The sequence below is a fragment of the Acaricomes phytoseiuli DSM 14247 genome, assembly GCF_000376245.1.
In the GTDB taxonomy this organism is placed as follows: Bacteria; Actinomycetota; Actinomycetes; order Actinomycetales; family Micrococcaceae; genus Renibacterium; species Renibacterium phytoseiuli.
The window spans coordinates 65,124-84,835 of the sequence record NZ_AQXM01000054.1 but is presented as its reverse complement, the minus strand read 5'-3'; the positions used below and the strand labels follow the sequence as shown (position 1 = coordinate 84,835).

The window sequence follows — 19,712 nt, the reverse complement described above, 5'->3', positions numbered from 1 at the left end:
TCGCCTCGCGGAGCTGCTTACGCTCGTCCTCGGTCAGGCCCGGCACGCGCCCGTCTTCGATGTTTGCTTTTTTCAGCCAGTTGAACAACGAGGCTTCGGAAATCCCGAAGTCTCTCGCAATCTGCGATAACGGGGCCCGGGCTTTACGGGCCACAGCCACGACATCGTCACGGAACTCTTTCGGATAGGGCTTGGGCAAGAGATACATCCTTCCAGCGAGGACGAATCCTCACAGATCAGATGTCAACCAAACCCGGGGCAGACCCGAGGCACCGAACCCTCCCCCACGAATTCGGTCGGAATAAACAATAACAATGATTTGGAGGAGACCCAAAATCTTCAGGGCCTTCCCAAAATGTTCAAAACAGAGCCAGAATTCTGTGAAAGTGTGTTACTTAAGGGCCTTTAAGCGACTCGTTAAGAATCAACTTGACGAATCTTCTGGGAAGTGCCAATCTTCTATTCACGGCACTACCGATACGATGGATTCGGAAGAAGATTCTTTCGGGTCTAACGTTAAAGTCTCGGCTCGAGACCCTCCGGAGTGCCAATATAGGGGGGTATGACCATGTTTTCATCAAGCAATCCACATCCGAGGCGAACAGACTTCCCTCGATACGCCGTTACAGCCTACATTGAGCACGTACTGCTTTAGCTGAACGGGCACTGGAAAATGCTGACGACACGTAACTTCGCGCATCTATTCCAGGCGCTGCTAGGAATCTGAAGATCATTCTCGTGAACGAATGATGTACAAGAAAACCGGAATGCTGAGAAAAAAATTAAATATAGGAAAGTCCCATGATTTTGATTCTCCTAGTGTTTAGGATCGTGACTCCTTGAATCCCCGGAGTGCGCTGAACTATAGAAGAATCATTAACCTGCTCGCTCAGTAGCGGTTTCCGCCTCGGCCGAGCAGTGCGCTGGGGCCGTCACAGTCCGGGGGGAATATGTGACGGCCCCAGTCGCGTTTAACTCAATTCGACCGTTGCTTCGTGAGTCATCATCTGCTCAGGATCCATCCAAACGATTTCCCAATGATGGCCGTCCGGATCCAAAAAACTGCGCTGATACATGAAACCGAAATCCACAGGGTCTTTCGCCACAGTCGCTCCGCAGGCAAAGGCCTGCTCAGCAATTCTGTCGACCTCGGCGCGGCTGTCTACTGAGAAGCTCAGCAGGGCCTCCACGGTAGTCGTCGGGTCTGTGATCTGCCGGTCCGTGAAAGTCTTGAAGAACGAACGCTCCAAGAGCATCACGAAGCCCTCTTCGCTGAGTATCATGCATGCAGCGTTCTCATCTGTGAACTGAGGATTGAACTGAAAGCCAAGGTCACCGAAGAACTGCTGGGAGCGCTGCAGGTCCTGGACCGGAATATTGACGAAAAGTTTGTGTGTCATGACCAAACTTTAGCCCGGCCCTAGATCTCAGAGCACCTTCGCCAGAAATTCTTGCAGCCGTTGCTGCTGCGGAGCATTGAAAATCTGCTGCGGATCGCCTTCCTCACAGATCACACCGCCGTCCATGAAAAACACCCGGTCCGCAACTTCACGGGCGAACCCCATCTCATGGGTCACCAGAACCATGGTCATGCCTTCTTCGGCCAAGCCCTTGATGACTTGCAGCACCTCACCGACCATCTCGGGATCCAGAGCGCTCGTCGCCTCATCGAAAAGCATGACATCCGGTGACATAGCGAGCGCACGGGCAATGGCCACCCGCTGCTTCTGGCCTCCGGAGAGAGAAGCCGGGCGGGCCTCGGCCTTCTCCTCGAGACCCACTCGACGCAGCAGCTCTAGCGCCCGCTCCCGGGCCTGTGCTTTGCTGAGCTTCTTGAGCTCCACCGGGGCCAACGTGATGTTCTCCATGACCGACATATGCGGGAAGAGATTGAAATGCTGGAAGACCATCCCGATGCGCTGACGCACCTGGTTGAGGTTAACCTTGGGATCAGCGAGGTCAAGATCATCGACGACCACGCTGCCCCCGCTGATGTCCTCCAGTTTGTTGAGACAGCGCAGGAACGTCGACTTACCGGAGCCCGAAGGGCCGATGACGCAGACCACCTCGCCCTCCCGGACTTGCGCATCGATGCCCTGGAGCACCTCGTTACTGCCGTAGCTCTTGCGCAAGCCGCTGACCTGGATCTTGATCTGGCCGTCCCCAGCGGGAGCCTGGGCCGCTTCATTCGCAGTGGTGCTCATTTGTTGAACCTCTTATCGACGAAATTGGCCAGTCTGGTGAGCAGCATGATCACCACGAAGTACATGACACCGACGATCAGCAGGGTCTCCGCCACCCGGAAGTTACCCGCATAGATCTGCTGACCCTGGTAGAGCAACTCGGCGAAACCGATCGCCAGCAGCAGCGAGGAGTCCTTGAGCAGGATCACCAGCTGATTGATCAAAGAAGGGGTCATGATCTTGAAGGCCTGGGGCACCACGACTCTGCGCATCGAGGTGAGGTAGCCCAGCCCCAGGCTGCGGCTGGCTTCGAGCTGCCCCGGATCGACTGATTGGATGCCGCCGCGGACAATCTCGGTGATGTACGCTCCCGAGTTCAAGCTCAGCGTCAGGACGCCCGCCACCCAGATATCGATGGGCTGCCCGGTGAGCTGCGGGATGCCGAAGTAGAAGAAGAAAGCCTGAACCAGCAACGGGGTGCCGCGGAAGATATTCACGAAGGTCGTGGCGGCACCGCGCAGGAAGATGTTCCGGGAGACCTTGAGGAATCCGAAGAAAAGGCCCAGCAGCATGGCGAAAGCGAAAGAGATCGCGGTGACCAGCAAAGTGTTGTTCAGACCCTTGAGCAGAGCCGGCATGCTCTGCACCAGCAGATCCCAGAAGCTCATATCCCCGTCCGCGCCCGGAGCCTGCAAGTACGCATCCAGGATTTGCTGATAGGTGCCGTCAGCGCGGAGCTCGGCCAGCCCGGTGTTGAAAGCGGCCAGCAGATCCTGGTTCTGGCCTTTATTGACCGCGAATCCGTAAGAGCCGCCGGGCTCCTTATCGGTCACCGTCTTCAAGCCGTTGTTTTGCGAGATGCCATAGGCCAGTATGGGATAGTCATCGAAGACCGCTATCGCGTTACCGGATTTCACCAGCTCGTACATCGTGGCGGACTGGTCCAGGGAGCGGACCGTGAAGCCGTACTGATCCGCGATGGAACGCGCGAAGGCCTCCCCTTCACTGCCGGTCTTCGCGGTCACCGTCTCGCCCCGGAGATCCTCGTAGCTCTTCACGTCATCGTTACTCTGCGCCACGGCCATCTGCACACCGGAGTCGAAGTACGGATCAGAGAAGTCGTAGACCTGCTGGCGCTGCTCGGTGATCGACATAGCAGCGATCACACCGTCTACCTGGTTGGCGTTGAGCGCTTGCAGCGCTGCGGCGAAACCGAGCGAGCGGACTTCCACCGAGAATCTCTGATCCTCCGCGATGGCGCGGAGGAGGTCCATATCGATGCCGACGAGCTCTCCGCTGCTGTCGCGGAATTCGAAAGGCGCGAAAGTGGTGTCGGTGGCAATGACGAAAGTCTTGCCCGCGACCCCGTCCGCTGGCGTTTCAGTGGCGGAAACCGCCATAGCCTGAGCGCCGGTACCGAGGAAGACCAGTGCTGCGGCAGCCATGGCTGCCAAGAACGTCAGCAGTCGACGGGGAGTCCGAAAGAGAGAATACACCTGTAGAGAATACCGAATTCCGGAAGCCAATAGCCAAACTGACCCGCTAGTGGTAGCCGTAGAAGACTCGTTCCACAACGGACCGGGCCTGCCGTGTGGCGCGCAGATAGTCTTCCTCCAGCTGCCCGCCATGATCCGGCGGGTACCCGCACCAGCGCGCCACTGCTTCCAGATCCCGTCGAGCCGAGGGCAGCTGGTCATTGGCCTTGCCCCGCCAGAGCACCGTGCCCGAGCGGATCTGGCTGGCCAGCAACCAAGCGCGGCGCAGCACTTGTGCATCCTCCTGCGCCATTAGCCCCGCTTCCGCAGCCGCCTCCAGAGCCGGGAGCGTTGAGGTGGTGCGCAGCCCTGGGTACTGATGCGCATACTGCAGCTGCAGCATCTGAATCAGCCATTCGATATCGCTCAGACCGCCCCTGCCGAGTTTGAGCTGCCGGTTCGGATCAGCACCGCGCGGCAGGCGCTCGGCTTCTACCCTGGCTTTGATACGGCGTATTTCACGGAGTTCGTCCTCGCTGATCGTCTCCGGGTAGCGGATCGGGTCGATCAAGGCCAGGAAGTCTTCAGCGAGGGCATCGTCCCCGGCGATAGGACGGGCACGGAGCAGAGCCTGGGCCTCCCAGATTAGTGACCAGCGTTCGTAATACTGCCGGTAGGAATCCAAAGACCGAACCATCGGCCCGTTCTTGCCTTCCGGGCGCAGCCCGGCGTCCAGCACCAGAGGCCTTTCCGCAAGAATCGCGGGCGTCAAAGGCTGGGTCAGCAAGTTCGTCAGCGTCGCCACCAGGCGCCCCGCCTGCTCCTGCGCTTCATCCGCGGTAAAGCCGGGAAGCGCTCTGTGCACGAAGATCACATCCGCGTCCGAGCCGTACCCGATCTCTCGTCCGCCCTGCCGACCCATGGCCACCACCAGGACCTTGGTCTTCTCCGGCTCGCCGGAGGCCGCCAGCTGTTTCTCCGCGGCTCTCAGCGCCCCCAGGATGGTAACCCGGTCGATATCCGCTAAGGCCTGGCCCATGCTCTGCGTGTCCACTAATCCCGCGCTATCGGCGAGCGCTACCCTGAGCATCTCCCGGCGCCGGATGAGCCGGATCAGCCGCATCGCCGCAGCGGCTCCGGGATGCCGTGACATCTTGGATCTGACCTCTTGCCAGAGCATGCCGAAACTCTGCGGCCTCAGCTCCCGGTCCGAGCCCAGCCAGGCGGTCTGCTCCGGAGAGACCTCGAGCAGATCGGCGATCAACCGGGAACTTGAAAGCACATGGCAAAGCCGTTCCGCCCCCGCCGGGGAGTCTCGGAGCATACTCAAGTACCAGGGGCTCTGACCAAGCGACTCGCTCAGCCTGCGGAAGGCCAGTAAGCCCGCATCGGGGTCCACCCCTTCGGCCAGCCAGCCGAGCAACACCGGCAGTAAATGTCGTTGCAAGGCGGCACACCGGGAGAGCCCCACGGTCAGCGCCTCGATATGCCGCATCGCTCCGGCACCGTCCAAATAGCCCAAAGCCGCCAAGCGGGCCCGTGCCGCCTCAGGAGTGAGCGAGGTTTCCTCGGCGCTCAGGTGCGCGGCTGTTGCCAGCAGAGGCTGATAGAAGATCTGCTCATGCAAGGACCGCACCCGGCGCTTGACCGCTCGCCAGTCAGCCAGGAAGGTTTCTGCCCTGGGCCGGGCCGAAGCCTGCGGCACTCCCCTGCTGGAACGCGCCAGGGCGCGCAACTCCGGCTCGCCACTGGGCATCACGTGACTGCGCCGCAGGCGTACGAGCTGAATCCGGTGCTCCAGCACTCTCAGATAGCGATAAGCGGCATCCAACGCCGCCGCATCGGCAGCGCCGATATATGAGCCGGCGGCTAGCGCCTCCAGCGCCCCGAGCGTGTCCTGATGCCTCAGCTGGACATCGGTTTTGCCGTGGACCAGTTGCAGGAGCTGAACCGTGAACTCGACATCGCGCAAACCGCCCTCGCCGAGTTTGAGCTGCCAGTCGCGTTCCTCAGCAGGAATATGGTCGCTGACCCGTCGGCGCATGGCGCGTACCGAGTCGACGAACCCTTCTCGCTCCGAAGACGCCCAGACCAGAGGGGCTATCGCCTGTGCGTAACGCTCCCCCAGCTCCCGGTCCCCGGCAATGCAGCGAGCTTTGAGCAGGGCCTGGAACTCCCAGCTCGCAGCCCAGCGCCGGTAGTACTCCAGATGCGACTCCAGGCTCCGAACTAGAGGGCCGTCCTTGCCTTCAGGACGCAGATTGGGGTCGATCTCCCAGAGCCCCGGCTCTGCACCGGGAGCGCTGATGACTTTGGCGATACCGGTGGCTAGGCGCGTGCCGAGACGATGCACTGCTTCTGCCTCGAGCGCTGCACCGCGGTGAGCACCGGGCTGCTCCGTCGGGGCGGTTTGCGCATCGGCCTCGACGACGTAGATCACATCCACATCGGAGATATAGTTCAGTTCTCGGGCGCCGCATTTGCCCATGCCGATCACCGCGAACCGCACCGCAGCGATATCCTCCGCGGGCTCACTGCCGGCTAGTTCGGCCCGCGAGACCGCGAGTGCGGCTTCGATGGCCGCAGCGGCGAGGTCGGCCAGCTCGGCGGCCACGAGCGGCATGGCGTCCACGGGAGAGACCGTGCACAGGTCTCGGATCGCCAAAGAGGTCAGATGCCTGCGATAGCGCCGGCGCAGCGCGAAGCTGAGCGCAGCAGGCGCATCGGGCTCGGGCTGCGCGGCTACCGGCACCGCTGCATCGGGATCCGCTCCGACGGCTTCCAGGAGCGAGCGGCGCAGCTCTTCAGGGTCTGTGCGGAGGAATTCGGCGGCCGGCGCAGCTGCCAGCAGCTCGGATTCCTCAGGAGCCCGGATCAGGAAGTCCGCCAGCGCTTCGGAGGCTCCGAGTAACCGGAACAAAGGCCCGGCAGCAGTCATCCCACTGCTGCCGCCGGCAGCAGAGGCCTCCGCTCCGGAGACCGATGCGGGCACGATCTGCTGCTCAACGCTGAGGAGCATCCTAAGCTGCTGCTCGAGCTGTCCTCCGGTAGCGAGCATTCGGACCAGGGAGCGCAGCGCCAGATCAGGATCGGCGGCCAGAGGCAGTCCGTCGAAGAGAACCTGCTGATCGACACCCGTCAGCTCGGGGGCGGCCAGGAACCTGCTGCTCCCTTCCAGATCGGAGAAGCCCAGACTGATCAGCGTTCTGCCGAGACTAGCCATGGCCCCGCGGCCCCGCGCACTGCCGTTTCATCACCGGATCAGAGGATCCCGAGATTGCGCTGAAGTTCATAAGGAGTCACCTGAAGCCGGTAATCCTGCCATTCGGCGCGCTTATTGCTCAGGAAGTGCCCGTAGACCTGCTCCCCCAAGGTCTCCGCCATGAATTCGGATTCTTCAGCCACCCGGATGGCATCGTGCAGGCTAGCCGGCAAGGGGTCATGCCCGAGGGCGCGGCGCTCCGCCGTGGTGAGCGACCAGACATCGTCCTCGGCGGCAGCGGGCAGCTCGTATTCCTCTTCAATGCCCTTGAGTCCGGCGGCGAGAAGCACCGCATAGGACAGGTATGGATTGGCCGCGGCATCGATACCCCGGTATTCGATCCGGGCGGACTGCCCCTTGCCCGGCTTGTACAGCGGCACCCTGACCAGCGCGGAGCGGTTGTTATGCCCCCAGGAAAGATGACTCGGCGCTTCCCCACCGCCCCAGAGGCGTTTATACGAATTGACGAATTGGTTGGTGACCACGGTGAATTCTGGGGCGTGCCGGAGGATTCCGGCGATGAAATGCCGCGCGGTCGCGGAGAGCTGGAACTCGGCACCGGCTTCGTAGAAAGCATTGCTATCGCCTTCGAAAAGGGAGAAATGCGTATGCATTCCTGATCCGGGGTGCTCGGAAAAGGGTTTGGGCATGAACGTCGCGTAGCTTCCCTGCTGCAGAGCCACTTCTTTGATCACGGTGCGGAAAGTCATGATGTTATCCGCGGTCTGCAGCGCATCGGCGTAACGCAGGTCGATCTCGTTCTGCCCCGGCCCGGCTTCATGGTGGCTGAACTCCACAGAGATTCCGACGTTTTCCAACATGGCGACGGCCGTGCGCCGGAAGTCCTGGGCAATGCCTCCCGGCACATGATCGAAATAGCCGGCCTGATCAACGGGAACAGGCTGACCATCCGAGCCCAGCGCCTCGGATTTGAGCAGATAGAACTCTATTTCCGGGTGGGTGTAGCAGGTGAAACCCAGATCCGAGACTTTCGCCAGGGTTCGTTTGAGCACCTGCCGAGGGTCCGCCATAGCCGGCTGACCGTCCGGAGTCATGATGTCGCAGAACATTCTGGAGGTCTGCTCGGTATCACCGCGCCAAGGCAGGATCTGAAAGGTTGAAGGATCCGGAGCGAGCAGCATATCGGACTCGAACACCCGGGACAGCCCTTCAATGGATGAGCCGTCGAAACCCAGGCCTTCTTCGAACGCGCCCTCTACCTCTGCCGGTGCCAGGGCCACTGATTTGAGCGCACCGACCACATCGGTGAACCATAACCTGACGAAGCGGACATCGCGTTCTTCGATGGTGCGGAGGACGTATTCTTGCTGGCGATCCATCGCGGCTCCTTAGATATCTGCTGTCTCATCGGGAGGCGGCCCCGTTCCCGATCACTCTACCGAGGTCGGGCAGGGAGCGTCTGCACGCTCTGTGTCATGTCATTTTCTTTCCGCTTCGCAAGCCGCCCCGGCCCGGACCCTGGTCGAGTAGGCTCATTTCATGGTCAGCAAGGAAATCACGCCGCCGTACGGCTCGAGCGCACCGGAGAGGCCGGCGGGCCAGGTGCCGCAGCGCATCCGCATCCGCCAGCTGCAGCAGGCGAAAGACGAGGGCCGCAAATTCGCCATGCTGACCGCCTACGATCAGTACAGCGCCCGAATCTTCGATGAAGCCGGTATCGAAACCCTGCTCGTCGGGGACTCCGCAGCGAATAACGTCTACGGTTACGAGACCACTCTGCCGATCACCATGGAGGAGCTGCTGCCGCTGTGCCGTGCTGTGGCCCGGTCAGCACGGCGGGCGCTCGTGGTGGCTGATCTGCCGTTCGGCTCATATGAGGAGTCCGCGCAGCAAGCCGCGGCCACCGGTGTGAGATTTCTCAAAGAAGGCCTTGCCGCAGCGGTCAAGATCGAAGGCACGGCCCGAATCGCACCGCAGGTACGCGCGATGACTGATGCCGGGATCCCGGTGATCGCGCATATCGGCTTCACCCCACAGAGCGAACATGCACTGGGCGGTTATCGGGTCCAGGGCCGGGGGGAGGACGGCCAGCGGCTGATCGACGACGCCGTAGCCCTCACCGAGGCGGGAGCATTCTGCGTCCTCATGGAAATGGTGCCCGCTGAGGTCGCCGCTGCGGTGGACCGCGCAGTCCCGGTGCCCACCATCGGCATCGGAGCCGGCGCCGCGACGACGGGCCAGGTCCTGGTCTGGCAGGATATGGCAGGCATGCGCTCTGGCGTAGCTGACAGCCCCCGACTCGCTAAATTCGTCAAGCAGTACGCCCAACTGGGAGATGAGCTGCGCCGGGCTGCGACCGAGTACGGCGATGATGTCCGCAACGGCCGGTTCCCGGGCCCAGAGCATTCGTTTTGAAACCTGATGACCCTGCTCACCGACTACTTCCGGCCCTTGACTTGGGAGCAGTTGCGCAGGGTGTTAGCGGACTAGACCCTGCACAACTGCTCCCAAGTCAAGGTTTCAGCCGTCTCTTCCGAACCCGGGAGCGGGATTCAGTCCTCGTCTTCGTCCTGCTCGTCCCAGGCCTCGTTGCGCTCGCGGACTTTCTCCAACGCACGCTCGGCTTCCGAACGCGTCTCATAGGGGCCGAGCAGCTGGCTCCAGTCGGACTGCGCGTCTTCTTCGACTTCATGGGTGTTGACGTTGTACCAGTACTGCGGCATAGCGGTCCTTTCCTCCTGCTGAGGTCTTGCTGAGCTGCGCTATTTTCAGCGTTATTCCAGGCTTACCTATCCGGGCGCGCAGCCCGGATCTGCTTCCAGCCTATCGGAATGCGTAGGATGAGAGACATGCCTGCGATACAGACCGCCCCCATCGGTAACCTGGTCCCCGGAACCGTGAGCCCGCAACTCGCAGTGCCGGCGACCATTCCCCGGCCGGAATACGTGGGCAGGCCCGGCCCGGCGAAATTCACCGGATCTGAGGTCAAGGATGCGCAGACCCTCGAGCGCATCCGAAAAGCCTCGACTCTGGCCGCCCAGGCCCTGGCAGAAGTCGGCAAGCATATCGCCCCGGGCGTCACCACGGATGAGCTCGACCGGATCGGGCACGATTTCCTGGTTGAACACGGCGCGTACCCCTCGACCCTCGGCTATCGGGGATTCCCCAAATCACTGTGCACTTCGGTCAACGAAGTCATCTGCCACGGCATCCCGGACTCCACGGTGCTCCAGGACGGAGATATCGTCAATGTCGATATCACGGCATACCTGGATGGCGTGCACGGGGACAATAATGCGACGTTCCTCGTCGGCAAGGTGGACGAGGAATCCAGGCTCCTCGTTGAGCGCACTCAGGAGTCGCTGAACCGTGCGATCAAGGCAGTGGCTCCGGGGCGGCAGATCAACGTGATCGGCCGCGCCATCGAGTCCTATGCCAAGCGGTTCGGCTACGGCGTGGTCCGGGATTTCACCGGTCACGGCGTGGGCGAAGCTTTCCATACTGGCCTGATCATCCCGCATTATGATGCCGCGCCCGCGTATGCTGAGGTGATCGAAGCCGGAATGGTCTTCACCATCGAGCCGATGCTCACCCTGGGCACCGCCGACTGGGACCTCTGGGACGACGGCTGGACCGCGCTGACCAAGGACCGGAAGCGCACCGCCCAGTTCGAGCACACCTTGCTGGTCACGGAGACCGGCGCTGAGATCCTGACTTTGCCCTGATCCAGACCTAATCCACCTCTAACCCGACTAACCCCATAGCCCTACTAACGGAGACCAAGCATGTCCGCAGCCAAGAACAATGCTCATCACATCATCGGTGTAGACATCGGAGGCACCGGCATCAAAGGCGGTATCGTCAACCTCAAAAAAGGTGAACTGGTGGGCGAGCGCTTCCGGATCCCTACGCCGAAGCCCTCCACTCCCGAGGCCGTGGCAGAGGTCGTGCGGGAAGTCGTGGCCGAGCTCATGAGCAGGCCCGAGGCCCCTGCGCCGGAGACTCCGGTGGGCGTCGACTTCCCGGCGATCATCGTCCACGGCGTAGCCCGCTCAGCGGCGAATGTCGATAAGAGCTGGATCGATACCGATGTGGAATCGCTGCTCACCAAGGCCTTGGAGCGCCCGGTTCACGTCATCAATGATGCCGATGCCGCAGGTGTGGCCGAGGTGAAATACGGAGTCGGTAAAGATCAGAAGGGCACGGTGCTGGTCATCACCCTGGGCACGGGCATCGGCTCGGCCTACATCTTCGACGGCAAGCTGGTGCCCAATGCAGAGCTCGGGCACCTGGAACTCGACGGTCACGATGCCGAGAGCCGTGCCTCTGCCGGTGCCCGGGAACGGGAAGATCTGAGCTGGGACGAATACTCCGAGCGCCTGCAGCGCTATTTCGAGCACGTGGAGTTCCTGTTCTCCCCTGAGCTGTTCATCATCGGCGGAGGCATCTCCAAGCGCAGCGAGGACTTCTTGCCGAAGCTGAAGCTGCGCACCCGGAGCGTCACGGCGCAGCTGCGCAATAACGCCGGGATCGTGGGAGCCGCTCTGCAGGCGTCGCGGGAGTTCAAGGACGCTTAGACTCCCTGCTGGAGTTCCAGTGAGCAGAATGCTCTTGCTGCGCACCCTCCCTGATCGGAACCCTGAAGTAGCCAGGAAGTCTCACAGCCCTGGCCACGACCTGGGGGCAGGGCTGCGATCATTCGATCAAGGAGGATCATGCATCACTGGACTCGTCGTTCCATCCTGAAAGCCGCCGGCAGCGGCGCTGTCACCGGGGCGGGAGCACTGACCGCCCCCGCTGCAACCGCTGCAGGTACCGTCAACTCCCCCGCCGAGGGTTCCCTTGAAGACCCCTCGGACGAGCTCACCCTGTTCCATAATGGCTCCGTCCTGACGATGGATCGAGCCTGCCCACAGGCCAGTGCAGTGCTAGTATCCGGCAACAAGATCAGAGCGGTGGGCGGCACAGAGCTGAAGACCCGAGTCGGCCGAGTCGCCCGGGTGATAGACCTGCAGGGCCGCATGGTACTGCCGGGCATCAACGATTCCCACTTCCATTTCGCGCAGTATGCACTGACCCGGCCGCCCCTGACGGTCGACCTGAGCGGGGTCACTTCCATCGTCGAGCTGCAGGCCAGGCTCCAGCAGGCCGTCACTGCCCGTGATGGGCAGCCTGCGGAACAAAAGTCCTGGATTAAGTGCTTCGGCCTGGACGTGCTGCTGCTCTCCGCCGCAGAACGCCAGAGCCTCAACCGACGTGACCTCGATGCGGTCTCTGCCAGGCACCCGGTCTCTCTCCGCGAAGCCAGCTCGCACATCACCTATATCAACAGCCGAGCGCTGTCTCTGGCCGGCATCACCGGGGGTGAAGATCCCGGAGTCGTCGTGGATGCCGCCGGGGAACCCACAGGAGTCCTCAACGAGGCAGCGCAGAACCTGATCAACTCCGTGGAGCCGCCGTACACCGCGGCGGACCACTACGATGCTCTGCCCCGAGCGTTCCGGGCGCTGCATGAGCTGGGCCTGACCAGTTACACCGAGCCGGTGCTGGGCCCGGGTATGGGTTCGGGAACCGGTTTGGGGCCCGATACCCTCAGGATCTATGAGGAGCTGGCCCGTTCGGGGCAGCTGCCCATGCGGGTGGATGTGCAGCTGGCACCAGTGGCGCAGTCGGGCGGCCGGGCTGAAGACTTCCGTCGCTACCTGGACGAGGTCTGGAAGCCGCTACAGGGTATTGACGCCCGCTGGCTCCGGGTAGGGGCGGTCAAGGCTTTCGCGGACGGCCTCGATGACCCGCTGAACACCGGTGGAGACACTGCTGAAGAGCGGCGGCAAGAGCTCATCGATATCGTTCGGGTCGTGCATGAGCGGGGCTTCCAACTGGGCATTCACGTCATCGGCCCGCAGGACACCGGTATCGCTGTGGATGCCGTCAGCGCGGCGCAGCGGGCAGTTCCCCGGGCCGATCCCCGGCATTGGCTGATCCACGGTTATTGGATCGATCAAGCAGCACTGCGGCGGGCGAGCCGTGCCGGGCTGGGCCTCAATATGCAGTCGAGCTTCTTCGTCCGTGGCGAATTGCCCACGCTACCGGGGCGCACCCTGCTGCCCTACCGCTGGGCACTGAACGCGGGAGTCACCACGATGACGAGCTCCGACGCGCCCGTGGCCGCTCCGGATTGGCGTGAGCATCTGGCTCTCGTGGTCTCCCGCCGGAACCTCGATGGGCACCAGAGCGCCCCGGAGCAGCAGATCAGCCTCCTCGACGCCTTGCACACCTACACTTCGGCACCGGCCTGGCAGAACCGGGCAGAAAGCTGGAAAGGCACGATCACTCCGGGCAAAGCAGCCGATCTGTGCGTACTGGACCGGAATATCCTGACGGTGGATGCCGAGCGGCTTCCGGAGATCAATGTCAACGCCACCATGTTGGACGGCAGGTTCGTCTACGAGGCTTTCTGAACCCGCTGGCCTCCTGCGCGGATCTAGTGCACTCAGGTTCCGAACGCTCTTAAATGGAGCCGGTGGCGGCCCGGGCTTCCCCTCCCTGGCCGCCACCGGAGTCTGATCTACCCGCCGGGCTCAGTCGCTCTGCCGGGTATTGTTAGCTGGCACGCGATGCCCCGGCTCAGCGTCATCGAGTTCGGCTTCGTGGCGCAACAGGGCGATCGCATGCTCGAAGTCGTCAAGCGTCTCAAACGCCTGATAGACACTGGCGAAGCGCAGATACGCGATGGTATCGAGCTTCTGCAAAGGGCCGAGGATCACCAAGCCCACTTCATGAGCTTCGATCTCAGCGGCGCCTGAGGCTCTGATGCTCTCTTCGACCTCTTGGGCCAGGAGCGCCAGATCGTCTTCCGTGACCGGCCGGCCCTGGCACGCTTTGCGCACTCCGTTGATGACCTTGCTGCGGCTGAACGGCTCACCGATGCCGGAACGCTTGACCACGGTCAGGCTGGTGGTTTCCACCGTGGTGAAGCGGCGCTCGCACTGCGGGCATTGCCTGCGACGCCGGATCGAGGAGCCGTCATCAGAGACTCTGGAGTCGACGACACGGGAATCCGGGTTGCGGCAGAAAGGACAATACACCCTGACACCTCCCGTTCCCTCACGACTCGGCTCTGCTGACAAAACCACTGAACCACTGACGGAACCGCTTGTTCACGGCTGATCTCGTTCAGCGCTTACAGCTTTATCGTATAACTAGATGTGGGAAAAATACAAGGGCGTAATTACTAGATGTTGTGGTTGGCACGGACTCCGGCGACTCGTATGCTCACCGCATCGCCGTGTGCTGGAAGATTCTCGGCCTGCGCCAGGGCAACGATGTGCTCGGCAACCCCGGCCAGGGCATCAGCGTCGTAGTCGACTACCTGAAGAGCTTTGAGGAAGGTGAAGACGCTCAGCCCCGAAGCGAAGGCAGCCGTGCCTCCTGTGGGCAGTACGTGATTGGAACCGGCGCAGTAGTCGCCGAGGCTCACCGGCGCCGACGGGCCCAGGAAGATCGCCCCGGCACTGTGTACCTGACGGGCATCCGTTGCAGCATCCCGGGTGAGAACTTCGAGATGCTCCGCCGCATAGGCGTTGACCACTTCGACCCCCGCCGCGAGCGAATCCACGAGCAGAATCGCCGATTGCGGCCCGGACAGTGCGGTCAGCACTCTCTGTCGGTGCTGGGTCGCGGCGATCTGATCGTCGAGCTGCGCGCGCACCTTGACGATGAGCTCGGGTGAATCGGTCACCAGCACGGCCGCGGCCTGGGGATCGTGCTCGGCCTGGCTGATCAGATCGGCAGCGATGAAACCGGCTGGCGCAGCGGCGTCCGCGAGCACCGCGATCTCGGTGGCCCCGGCTTCAGCATCGATACCCACCTGACCGTTGACCAGGCGTTTGGCTGCGGCAACGAAGTTGTTGCCCGGGCCGGAGATCACCTCCACCGGCTCCAACCCGGCGAATTCCGCGGCCGGCTCCAGCCCGTAGGCCATTGCCGCGATCGCCTGACTGCCTCCGATCGCATACACCTCGGTGATACCCAGGAGTTCCGCAGCAGCCAGGATCGAAGGGTGCGGCAGTCCGCCGTGCTCTCGTTGCGGCGGGGAGCAGAGCACCAGGGAACCGACTCCGGCGGCCTGAGCCGGAACCGCATTCATGACGACGGATGACGGGTATACCGCCCTGCCGCCGGGAATGTAGAGCCCGACCCGGCGCACCGGTTCCCAGCGCAGCGTCACGGTAGCACCGGGGCCGACCTCGGTGCTCACCGGCCCGGGCTGCTGCGCCGCAGCGACCAAACGCGCCCGGCGGATCGATTCCTCGAGCCCGGCGCGTACCGGCGCAGGCAGCCCGGCCAGGGCTTCCCGCAACGCCTCGCGCGGCACCTTGGGCTGCTCCTGCTGAACACCGTCGAAGCGTTCGGCGAGCTCGCGCACCGCGGGCCAGCCCCGCTCCCGGACAGCAGCGATCGTGCTCCGAGCACTGGCCTCGGCATCAGCGGCATCCTGACCTGCCAGTCGTGGCAGTGCAGCCCGCAACCGGGCCGGCTCCAGCTCCTGCCCGCGCAGATCGATGAGCCGGAGAGCTGCTCCAGCAGGTGAGTCAGCGATGCTTTCAGGGGTAGTCACGTTAGCCGATTCTAGTCTCCCGACCCGGTTTCGCGCCTTGACCTGGATCTGTGCCGTGATCCGAGCCGGCCTCCGCCTCGGGGTTCCGCGGCACCGGTGCTGCAGGGCGGAAGATCGTCTCCACGGTCAGGGCCAGGAAGAAGACGGCGCTTGTCGCCAAGGGCCAGAAGAGCAGGAAATTCGGGGTGCGCAGACCGAAGGCCACCCATTCCCCCACGCTGCCGGACGCGCCGGAGGCTTCAGTGCCCCAGAGCGCTCCGGCGAAACTGCCGAGAAGCCATGCGGTGACGGCGCCCAGAGCTGATCCGGCGACGGCGGCCAGGAGGAAGCGCCAGCTGCCGGGTCGGTGCCGCGCCCGGAGCACGAGCAGTCCGCTCACGATGCCGGCGGCGAGCACCAGCGACCCGAGCACTGCGTCCCGGGCCGCCCATTGCAGAGGGTCTGAGCCGTTCCCCCACCACGCACCGCCCGGGGCCAGCAGCCACCACAGTAGCCCCAGAGGCACGCCAGTCACGGCGATTCCGCCGAACCACGGCCAAAGCGCGGCGAAGCCAGGGCCCGGAGGCTTGGCAGCAGTAGCGGTTTCGGGAACGACCGTCAGTTCGAAAGAGGGCTCGGAACTCATCAGCTGGCGTCGAGACATGCCGGGCCGAGGAGTACCTTCAGATCGCCGAAAAGTGCCGGATTGGGGTTGACCCGCAGCTGGAGCGGCAGGCTCCAGACAACGGTCTGGCGATCTTCGCGGATATGCAGCCGGACTTCGGAGTTGCCCCGATGATTGCGCAGGATCTCCCCCAGTTCAGTCACTCGCTGTTCGGGCAGGCGGTGGTGCTGGATGAACAGATTCACCGGCCCGTCCGTGCCTTCCGTGATATCGGGGACAGTCATCTCCATCGCGGAGATCGTGATGGAACCGTCATCGCGCTTCTGCAAGCGGCCCTTGATCGTGACCATGAGATCCTCGGCGAGGATATCGGCGATGGGCCCGTACACCTGGCCGAAGAACATCACTTCGATCGAGCCGCCTAGATCCTCGATCTCGGCCCGGGCGTAGGCGTTGCCGCTGGCCTTCGCGATGCGCCGGGACAACGAGGTGATCATCCCGGCGATGGTGACGATGGCACCGTCAGCGGGGCCGTCCTCGCCCAGCAGATAGGTGATGCTGTGCTCAGCGTGCTGCCCCAGCACTTCTTCGAGACCGCGCAGCGGGTGATCGGAGACGTAGAGCCCGAGCATATCCCGTTCGAAGGCCAGCTTGTCCTTCTTATCCCATTCCGGCAGATCCGGGATATCCGTGCTAAATCCCGAGCCGGACGCCTCGGCACTTCCGGAGTCATCTGCGTCCATAAGCCCGGAGAAGAGATCGAACTGGCCCACCGCTTCGTTCCGCTTCAGCGTGATCACCGCATCGATGGCTTCTTCATGGCTTGCGGCCAGGGCCCTGCGCGGCTGCCCCATGGAATCGAAGGCACCGGCTTTGATCAGGGACTCGATGGTGCGCTTATTGCAGACCACGGCCGGGACCTTGAGCAGAAAGTCGGAGAAGCTCTCGAAATCGCCCTTCTCCTCCCGAGCGGAAACCATCGCGTGCACCACATTGGCCCCGACATTGCGGATCGCACCCATGCCGAAGCGGATATCGGAAGCCCCTACCGGGGTGAAGTTCAGCGCGGATTCGTTGACATCGGGAGGCAGCACCGTGATGCCCATCCGGCGGCACTCATTGAGGTAAATCGCCAGCTTGTCCTTGTCATCGCCGACACTGGTCAGCAGCGCCGCCATGTACTCAGCCGCGTAATGCGCCTTGAGATACGCGGTCCAGTAGGAGATCAGCCCGTAAGCCGCGGTATGCGCTTTGTTGAAGGCGTAGTCCGCGAAGGAGACCAAAACGGTCCAGAGCGCGTCCTGAGCCTGGCGCGAATAGCCGTTGGCGCTCATACCGGCGAAGAAGTCGGCCTGCTGCTTGTCCAGTTCCGATTTCTTCTTCTTGCCCATCGCCCGGCGCAGCAGATCTGCCTGGCCCAGGCTGTAACCGGCCAGTTTCTGCGCGGCCGCCATCACCTGCTCCTGGTAGACGATCAGGCCGTAGGTGCCGTCCAGGATCTCCGCCAGAGGTTCTTCGAGTTCCGGATGGATCGGGATGATCTGCTGCTGCCCGTTCTTCCGCAGCGCATAGTTTGTATGCGAATTCACACCCATCGGCCCGGGCCGGTAGAGCGCGAGCACCGCGGAGATGTCTTCGAAGTGATCCGGCTTCATGAGCTTCAACAGGGATCGCATCGGGCCGCCGTCGAGCTGGAAGACGCCCAGAGTATCGCCCCTGGCCAGGAGCTCGTAGGAAGCTTTGTCCTCCAGCTCCAGCGTCTCCAGGTCCAGATCCTCATCGCGGTTGAACTTGATGTTCTCGATGGCGTCGGAAATGATCGTCAGGTTCCGCAGGCCCAGGAAGTCCATCTTGATCAGGCCCAGGCCTTCGCAGGTGGGGTAATCGAACTGCGTGATCACCTGACCGTCCTGCTCGCGGCGCATGATCGGGATGATGTCGATGAGCGGATCCGAGGACATGATCACCCCGGCAGCGTGCACGCCCCACTGCCGTTTGAGCCCCTCCAGGCCCACCGCGGTATCGAAGACTTTCTGCGCTTCGGCGTCGGTGGTGAGCAGCTCTCGCATCTCCACTGCTTCCGAGTACCGCTTGGCGTCCTTATCATGGATATCGGCCAGCGGCATACCCTTGCCCATGACGTCCGGGGGCATCGCCTTGGTCAGCCGCTCCCCCATGGAGAACGGGTAACCGAGCACCCGGGAAGAGTCCTTGAGCGCCTGCTTGGCTTTGATCGTGCCGTAGGTGACGATCATGGCGACGCGCTCGTCACCGTACTTCTCGGTGACGTACTTGATCACCTCGCCACGGCGTCGATCATCGAAGTCGACATCGAAGTCCGGCATGGAGACGCGCTCCGGGTTGAGGAAGCGCTCGAAGATCAGCCCGTGCTTGAGCGGGTCCAAGTCGGTGATGCGCATCGCGTAGGCGACCATCGAGCCAGCCCCGGAACCGCGCCCGGGGCCCACCCGGATGCCGTTGTCCTTGGCCCAGTTGATGAAGTCCGCAACCACCAGGAAGTAGCCGGGGAAACCCATCTGAGTGATCACGCCGACCTCGAACTCGGCTTGTTTCCGGGCATCGTCCGGGATGCCGCCGGGGAAGCGGTAGTGCAGGCCTTTTTCGACTTCTTTGACGAACCAGGACTGCTCGTCCTCGCCCGCCGGCACGGGGAATCGCGGCATGTAGTTAGCCGCGGTGTTGAAGTCGACTTGGCAGCGCTCGGCGATCGCCAGGGTGTTATCGCAAGCTTCCGGATAGTCGCGGAAGAGATCGCGCATCTCCTGCGGGGATTTCAGGTAGAAGTCATCAGCGTCGAATTTGAACCGCTTGGGGTCCGCGAGGGTGGAGCCCGACTGCACGCAGAGCAGCGCAGCGTGACTGGAGGCATCCTCAGCCCGGGTGTAATGCAGATCGTTCGTGGCCACAAGAGGAAGCTTCAGCTCTTTGGCGAGCTTGAGCAGATCGACGTGGATATCGCGCTCGATGCCGAGGCCGTGGTCCATGAGCTCGCAGTAGAAGTTCCCCGCGCCGAAGATATCCCGGAAGTCGCTCGCGGCCTGCTTCGCCTCCTGGTAAAGCCCGAGGCGAAGCTTGGTCTGAACTTCACCGGACGGGCAGCCGGTAGTGGCGATCAGCCCTTTGCCGTAGGTCTGGAGCAGGTCGCGGTCCATCCTGGGCTTGTACAGGTAGCCCTCAAGCGAAGCCAGCGAGGAGGCCCGGAAGAGATTGTGCATACCCTCGGTGCTCTCCGCCCAGAGCGTCATATGCGTGTAGGCGCCAGCGCCGGAGACATCGTTCCGGCCGCCATCGCCCCAGCGCACTCTGCTGCGATCCTGACGCGCGGTACCCGGTGTCAGATAGGCTTCAACGCCGATGATCGGCTTGACCCCGGCGTCCTTAGCCTTGGACCAGAAGTCAAAAGCCCCGAAGACGAAACCGTGGTCCGTGGTCGCCAGCGCGTCCATGCCCAGCTCCTGCGTATACGCGAAGAGATCGGTCAGCCGGGCCGCGCCGTCGAGCATCGAGTACTCGGTGTGATTGTGGAGGTGTACGAAAGATCCTGAACTTGCCACCTGACTATTCTAGGCCCGGCGGGCAGGCGATC

15 protein-coding genes are annotated in these 19,712 nt (G+C 62.7%); 4 read left to right on the top strand and 11 right to left on the bottom strand.

Annotation, left to right across the window (positions count from 1 at the left end; all coding sequences use genetic code 11):
* From C501_RS0105855 to glnA, 6 genes are all read right to left on the bottom strand, one after another.
* Positions 1–199, bottom strand: a 199-nt coding sequence (locus C501_RS0105855) for a transposase (protein WP_026174481.1), incomplete at its 3' end; no start/stop codon positions are given.
* 772 nt (positions 200–971) lie between these two features.
* Positions 972–1,400, bottom strand: coding sequence for a VOC family protein (locus C501_RS0105850; RefSeq protein WP_018134699.1), 429 nt, complete (start codon positions 1,398–1,400; stop codon positions 972–974).
* A gap of 27 nt (positions 1,401–1,427) precedes the next feature.
* Positions 1,428–2,204, bottom strand: coding sequence for an amino acid ABC transporter ATP-binding protein (locus C501_RS0105845; protein WP_018134698.1), 777 nt, complete (start codon positions 2,202–2,204; stop codon positions 1,428–1,430).
* Entirely contained in the window at positions 2,201–3,628 is a 1,428-nt protein-coding gene (locus tag C501_RS0105840; RefSeq protein ID WP_018134697.1) for an ABC transporter substrate-binding protein/permease, read from the bottom strand. Before C501_RS0105840 ends, C501_RS0105845 begins: the two co-directional genes overlap by 4 nt.
* A gap of 97 nt (positions 3,629–3,725) precedes the next feature.
* Positions 3,726–6,881, bottom strand: coding sequence for a bifunctional [glutamine synthetase] adenylyltransferase/[glutamine synthetase]-adenylyl-L-tyrosine phosphorylase (locus C501_RS0105835; RefSeq protein ID WP_018134696.1), 3,156 nt, complete (start codon positions 6,879–6,881; stop codon positions 3,726–3,728).
* A gap of 38 nt (positions 6,882–6,919) precedes the next feature.
* A complete protein-coding gene (gene glnA, locus C501_RS0105830; protein ID WP_018134695.1) occupies positions 6,920–8,260 on the bottom strand; it encodes a type I glutamate--ammonia ligase in 1,341 nt (446 codons plus the stop codon).
* A 160-nt stretch (positions 8,261–8,420) separates the two neighbouring features.
* Between glnA and panB the strand changes: the two genes are divergently transcribed.
* Entirely contained in the window at positions 8,421–9,296 is an 876-nt protein-coding gene (gene panB / locus C501_RS0105825) for a 3-methyl-2-oxobutanoate hydroxymethyltransferase (RefSeq protein WP_018134694.1), read from the top strand.
* A 137-nt stretch (positions 9,297–9,433) separates the two neighbouring features.
* Here panB and C501_RS14260 read toward each other — a convergent pair whose 3' ends face one another.
* A complete protein-coding gene (locus tag C501_RS14260; protein WP_018134693.1) occupies positions 9,434–9,604 on the bottom strand; it encodes a hypothetical protein in 171 nt (56 codons plus the stop codon).
* 126 nt (positions 9,605–9,730) lie between these two features.
* On the opposite strand from C501_RS14260, the gene map reads away from it, so the two are divergent.
* The 3 genes from map to C501_RS0105805 all read left to right on the top strand — a co-directional run bounded on the left by map (position 9,731) and on the right by C501_RS0105805 (position 13,342).
* Positions 9,731–10,606 (top strand): type I methionyl aminopeptidase, encoded by an 876-nt coding sequence (gene map / locus C501_RS0105815; protein ID WP_018134692.1) that lies wholly within the window; start codon positions 9,731–9,733, stop codon positions 10,604–10,606.
* A 60-nt stretch (positions 10,607–10,666) separates the two neighbouring features.
* Positions 10,667–11,458 (top strand): polyphosphate--glucose phosphotransferase, encoded by a 792-nt coding sequence (ppgK, locus tag C501_RS0105810; RefSeq protein ID WP_018134691.1) that lies wholly within the window; start codon positions 10,667–10,669, stop codon positions 11,456–11,458.
* Positions 11,459–11,596: 138 nt separating this feature from the next.
* Positions 11,597–13,342 carry an amidohydrolase gene (locus C501_RS0105805; protein WP_018134690.1) on the top strand — a complete coding sequence of 582 codons (1,746 nt, stop codon included), beginning with the start codon at positions 11,597–11,599 and terminating at the stop codon, positions 13,340–13,342.
* A gap of 120 nt (positions 13,343–13,462) precedes the next feature.
* Here C501_RS0105805 and nrdR read toward each other — a convergent pair whose 3' ends face one another.
* The 4 genes from nrdR to dnaE form a co-directional block, all read right to left on the bottom strand.
* Positions 13,463–13,969 carry a transcriptional regulator NrdR gene (gene nrdR, locus C501_RS0105800; protein WP_026174661.1) on the bottom strand — a complete coding sequence of 169 codons (507 nt, stop codon included), beginning with the start codon at positions 13,967–13,969 and terminating at the stop codon, positions 13,463–13,465.
* Positions 13,970–14,115: 146 nt separating this feature from the next.
* Positions 14,116–15,501 (bottom strand): histidinol dehydrogenase, encoded by a 1,386-nt coding sequence (gene hisD, locus C501_RS0105795; protein WP_018134688.1) that lies wholly within the window; start codon positions 15,499–15,501, stop codon positions 14,116–14,118.
* Position 15,502: 1 nt separating this feature from the next.
* Positions 15,503–16,126, bottom strand: a complete 624-nt coding sequence (locus tag C501_RS13545; RefSeq protein WP_018134687.1) for a hypothetical protein — start codon at positions 16,124–16,126, stop codon at positions 15,503–15,505.
* A complete protein-coding gene (gene dnaE / locus C501_RS0105785) occupies positions 16,126–19,629 on the bottom strand; it encodes a DNA polymerase III subunit alpha (protein ID WP_051064484.1) in 3,504 nt (1,167 codons plus the stop codon). Before dnaE ends, C501_RS13545 begins: the two co-directional genes overlap by 1 nt.
* Positions 19,630–19,712: the final 83 nt, after the last annotated feature.

Bases quoted from the DNA above. Each gene is read 5' to 3' on its own strand.
- C501_RS0105850 (WP_018134699.1), bottom strand. From the start codon at position 1,400: ATGACACACAAACTTTTCGTCAATATTCCGGTCCAGGACCTGCAGCGC.
- C501_RS0105845 (WP_018134698.1), bottom strand. From the start codon at position 2,204: ATGAGCACCACTGCGAATGAAGCGGCCCAGGCTCCCGCTGGGGACGGC.
- C501_RS0105840 (WP_018134697.1), bottom strand. From the start codon at position 3,628: ATGGCTGCCGCAGCACTGGTCTTCCTCGGTACCGGCGCTCAGGCTATG.
- C501_RS0105835 (WP_018134696.1), bottom strand. From the start codon at position 6,881: ATGGCTAGTCTCGGCAGAACGCTGATCAGTCTGGGCTTCTCCGATCTG.
- glnA (WP_018134695.1), bottom strand. From the start codon at position 8,260: ATGGATCGCCAGCAAGAATACGTCCTCCGCACCATCGAAGAACGCGAT.
- panB (WP_018134694.1), top strand. From the start codon at position 8,421: ATGGTCAGCAAGGAAATCACGCCGCCGTACGGCTCGAGCGCACCGGAG.
- C501_RS14260 (WP_018134693.1), bottom strand. From the start codon at position 9,604: ATGCCGCAGTACTGGTACAACGTCAACACCCATGAAGTCGAAGAAGAC.
- map (WP_018134692.1), top strand. From the start codon at position 9,731: ATGCCTGCGATACAGACCGCCCCCATCGGTAACCTGGTCCCCGGAACC.
- ppgK (WP_018134691.1), top strand. From the start codon at position 10,667: ATGTCCGCAGCCAAGAACAATGCTCATCACATCATCGGTGTAGACATC.
- C501_RS0105805 (WP_018134690.1), top strand. From the start codon at position 11,597: ATGCATCACTGGACTCGTCGTTCCATCCTGAAAGCCGCCGGCAGCGGC.
- C501_RS13545 (WP_018134687.1), bottom strand. From the start codon at position 16,126: ATGAGTTCCGAGCCCTCTTTCGAACTGACGGTCGTTCCCGAAACCGCT.
- dnaE (WP_051064484.1), bottom strand. From the start codon at position 19,629: ATGCTCGACGGCGCGGCCCGGCTGACCGATCTCTTCGCGTATACGCAG.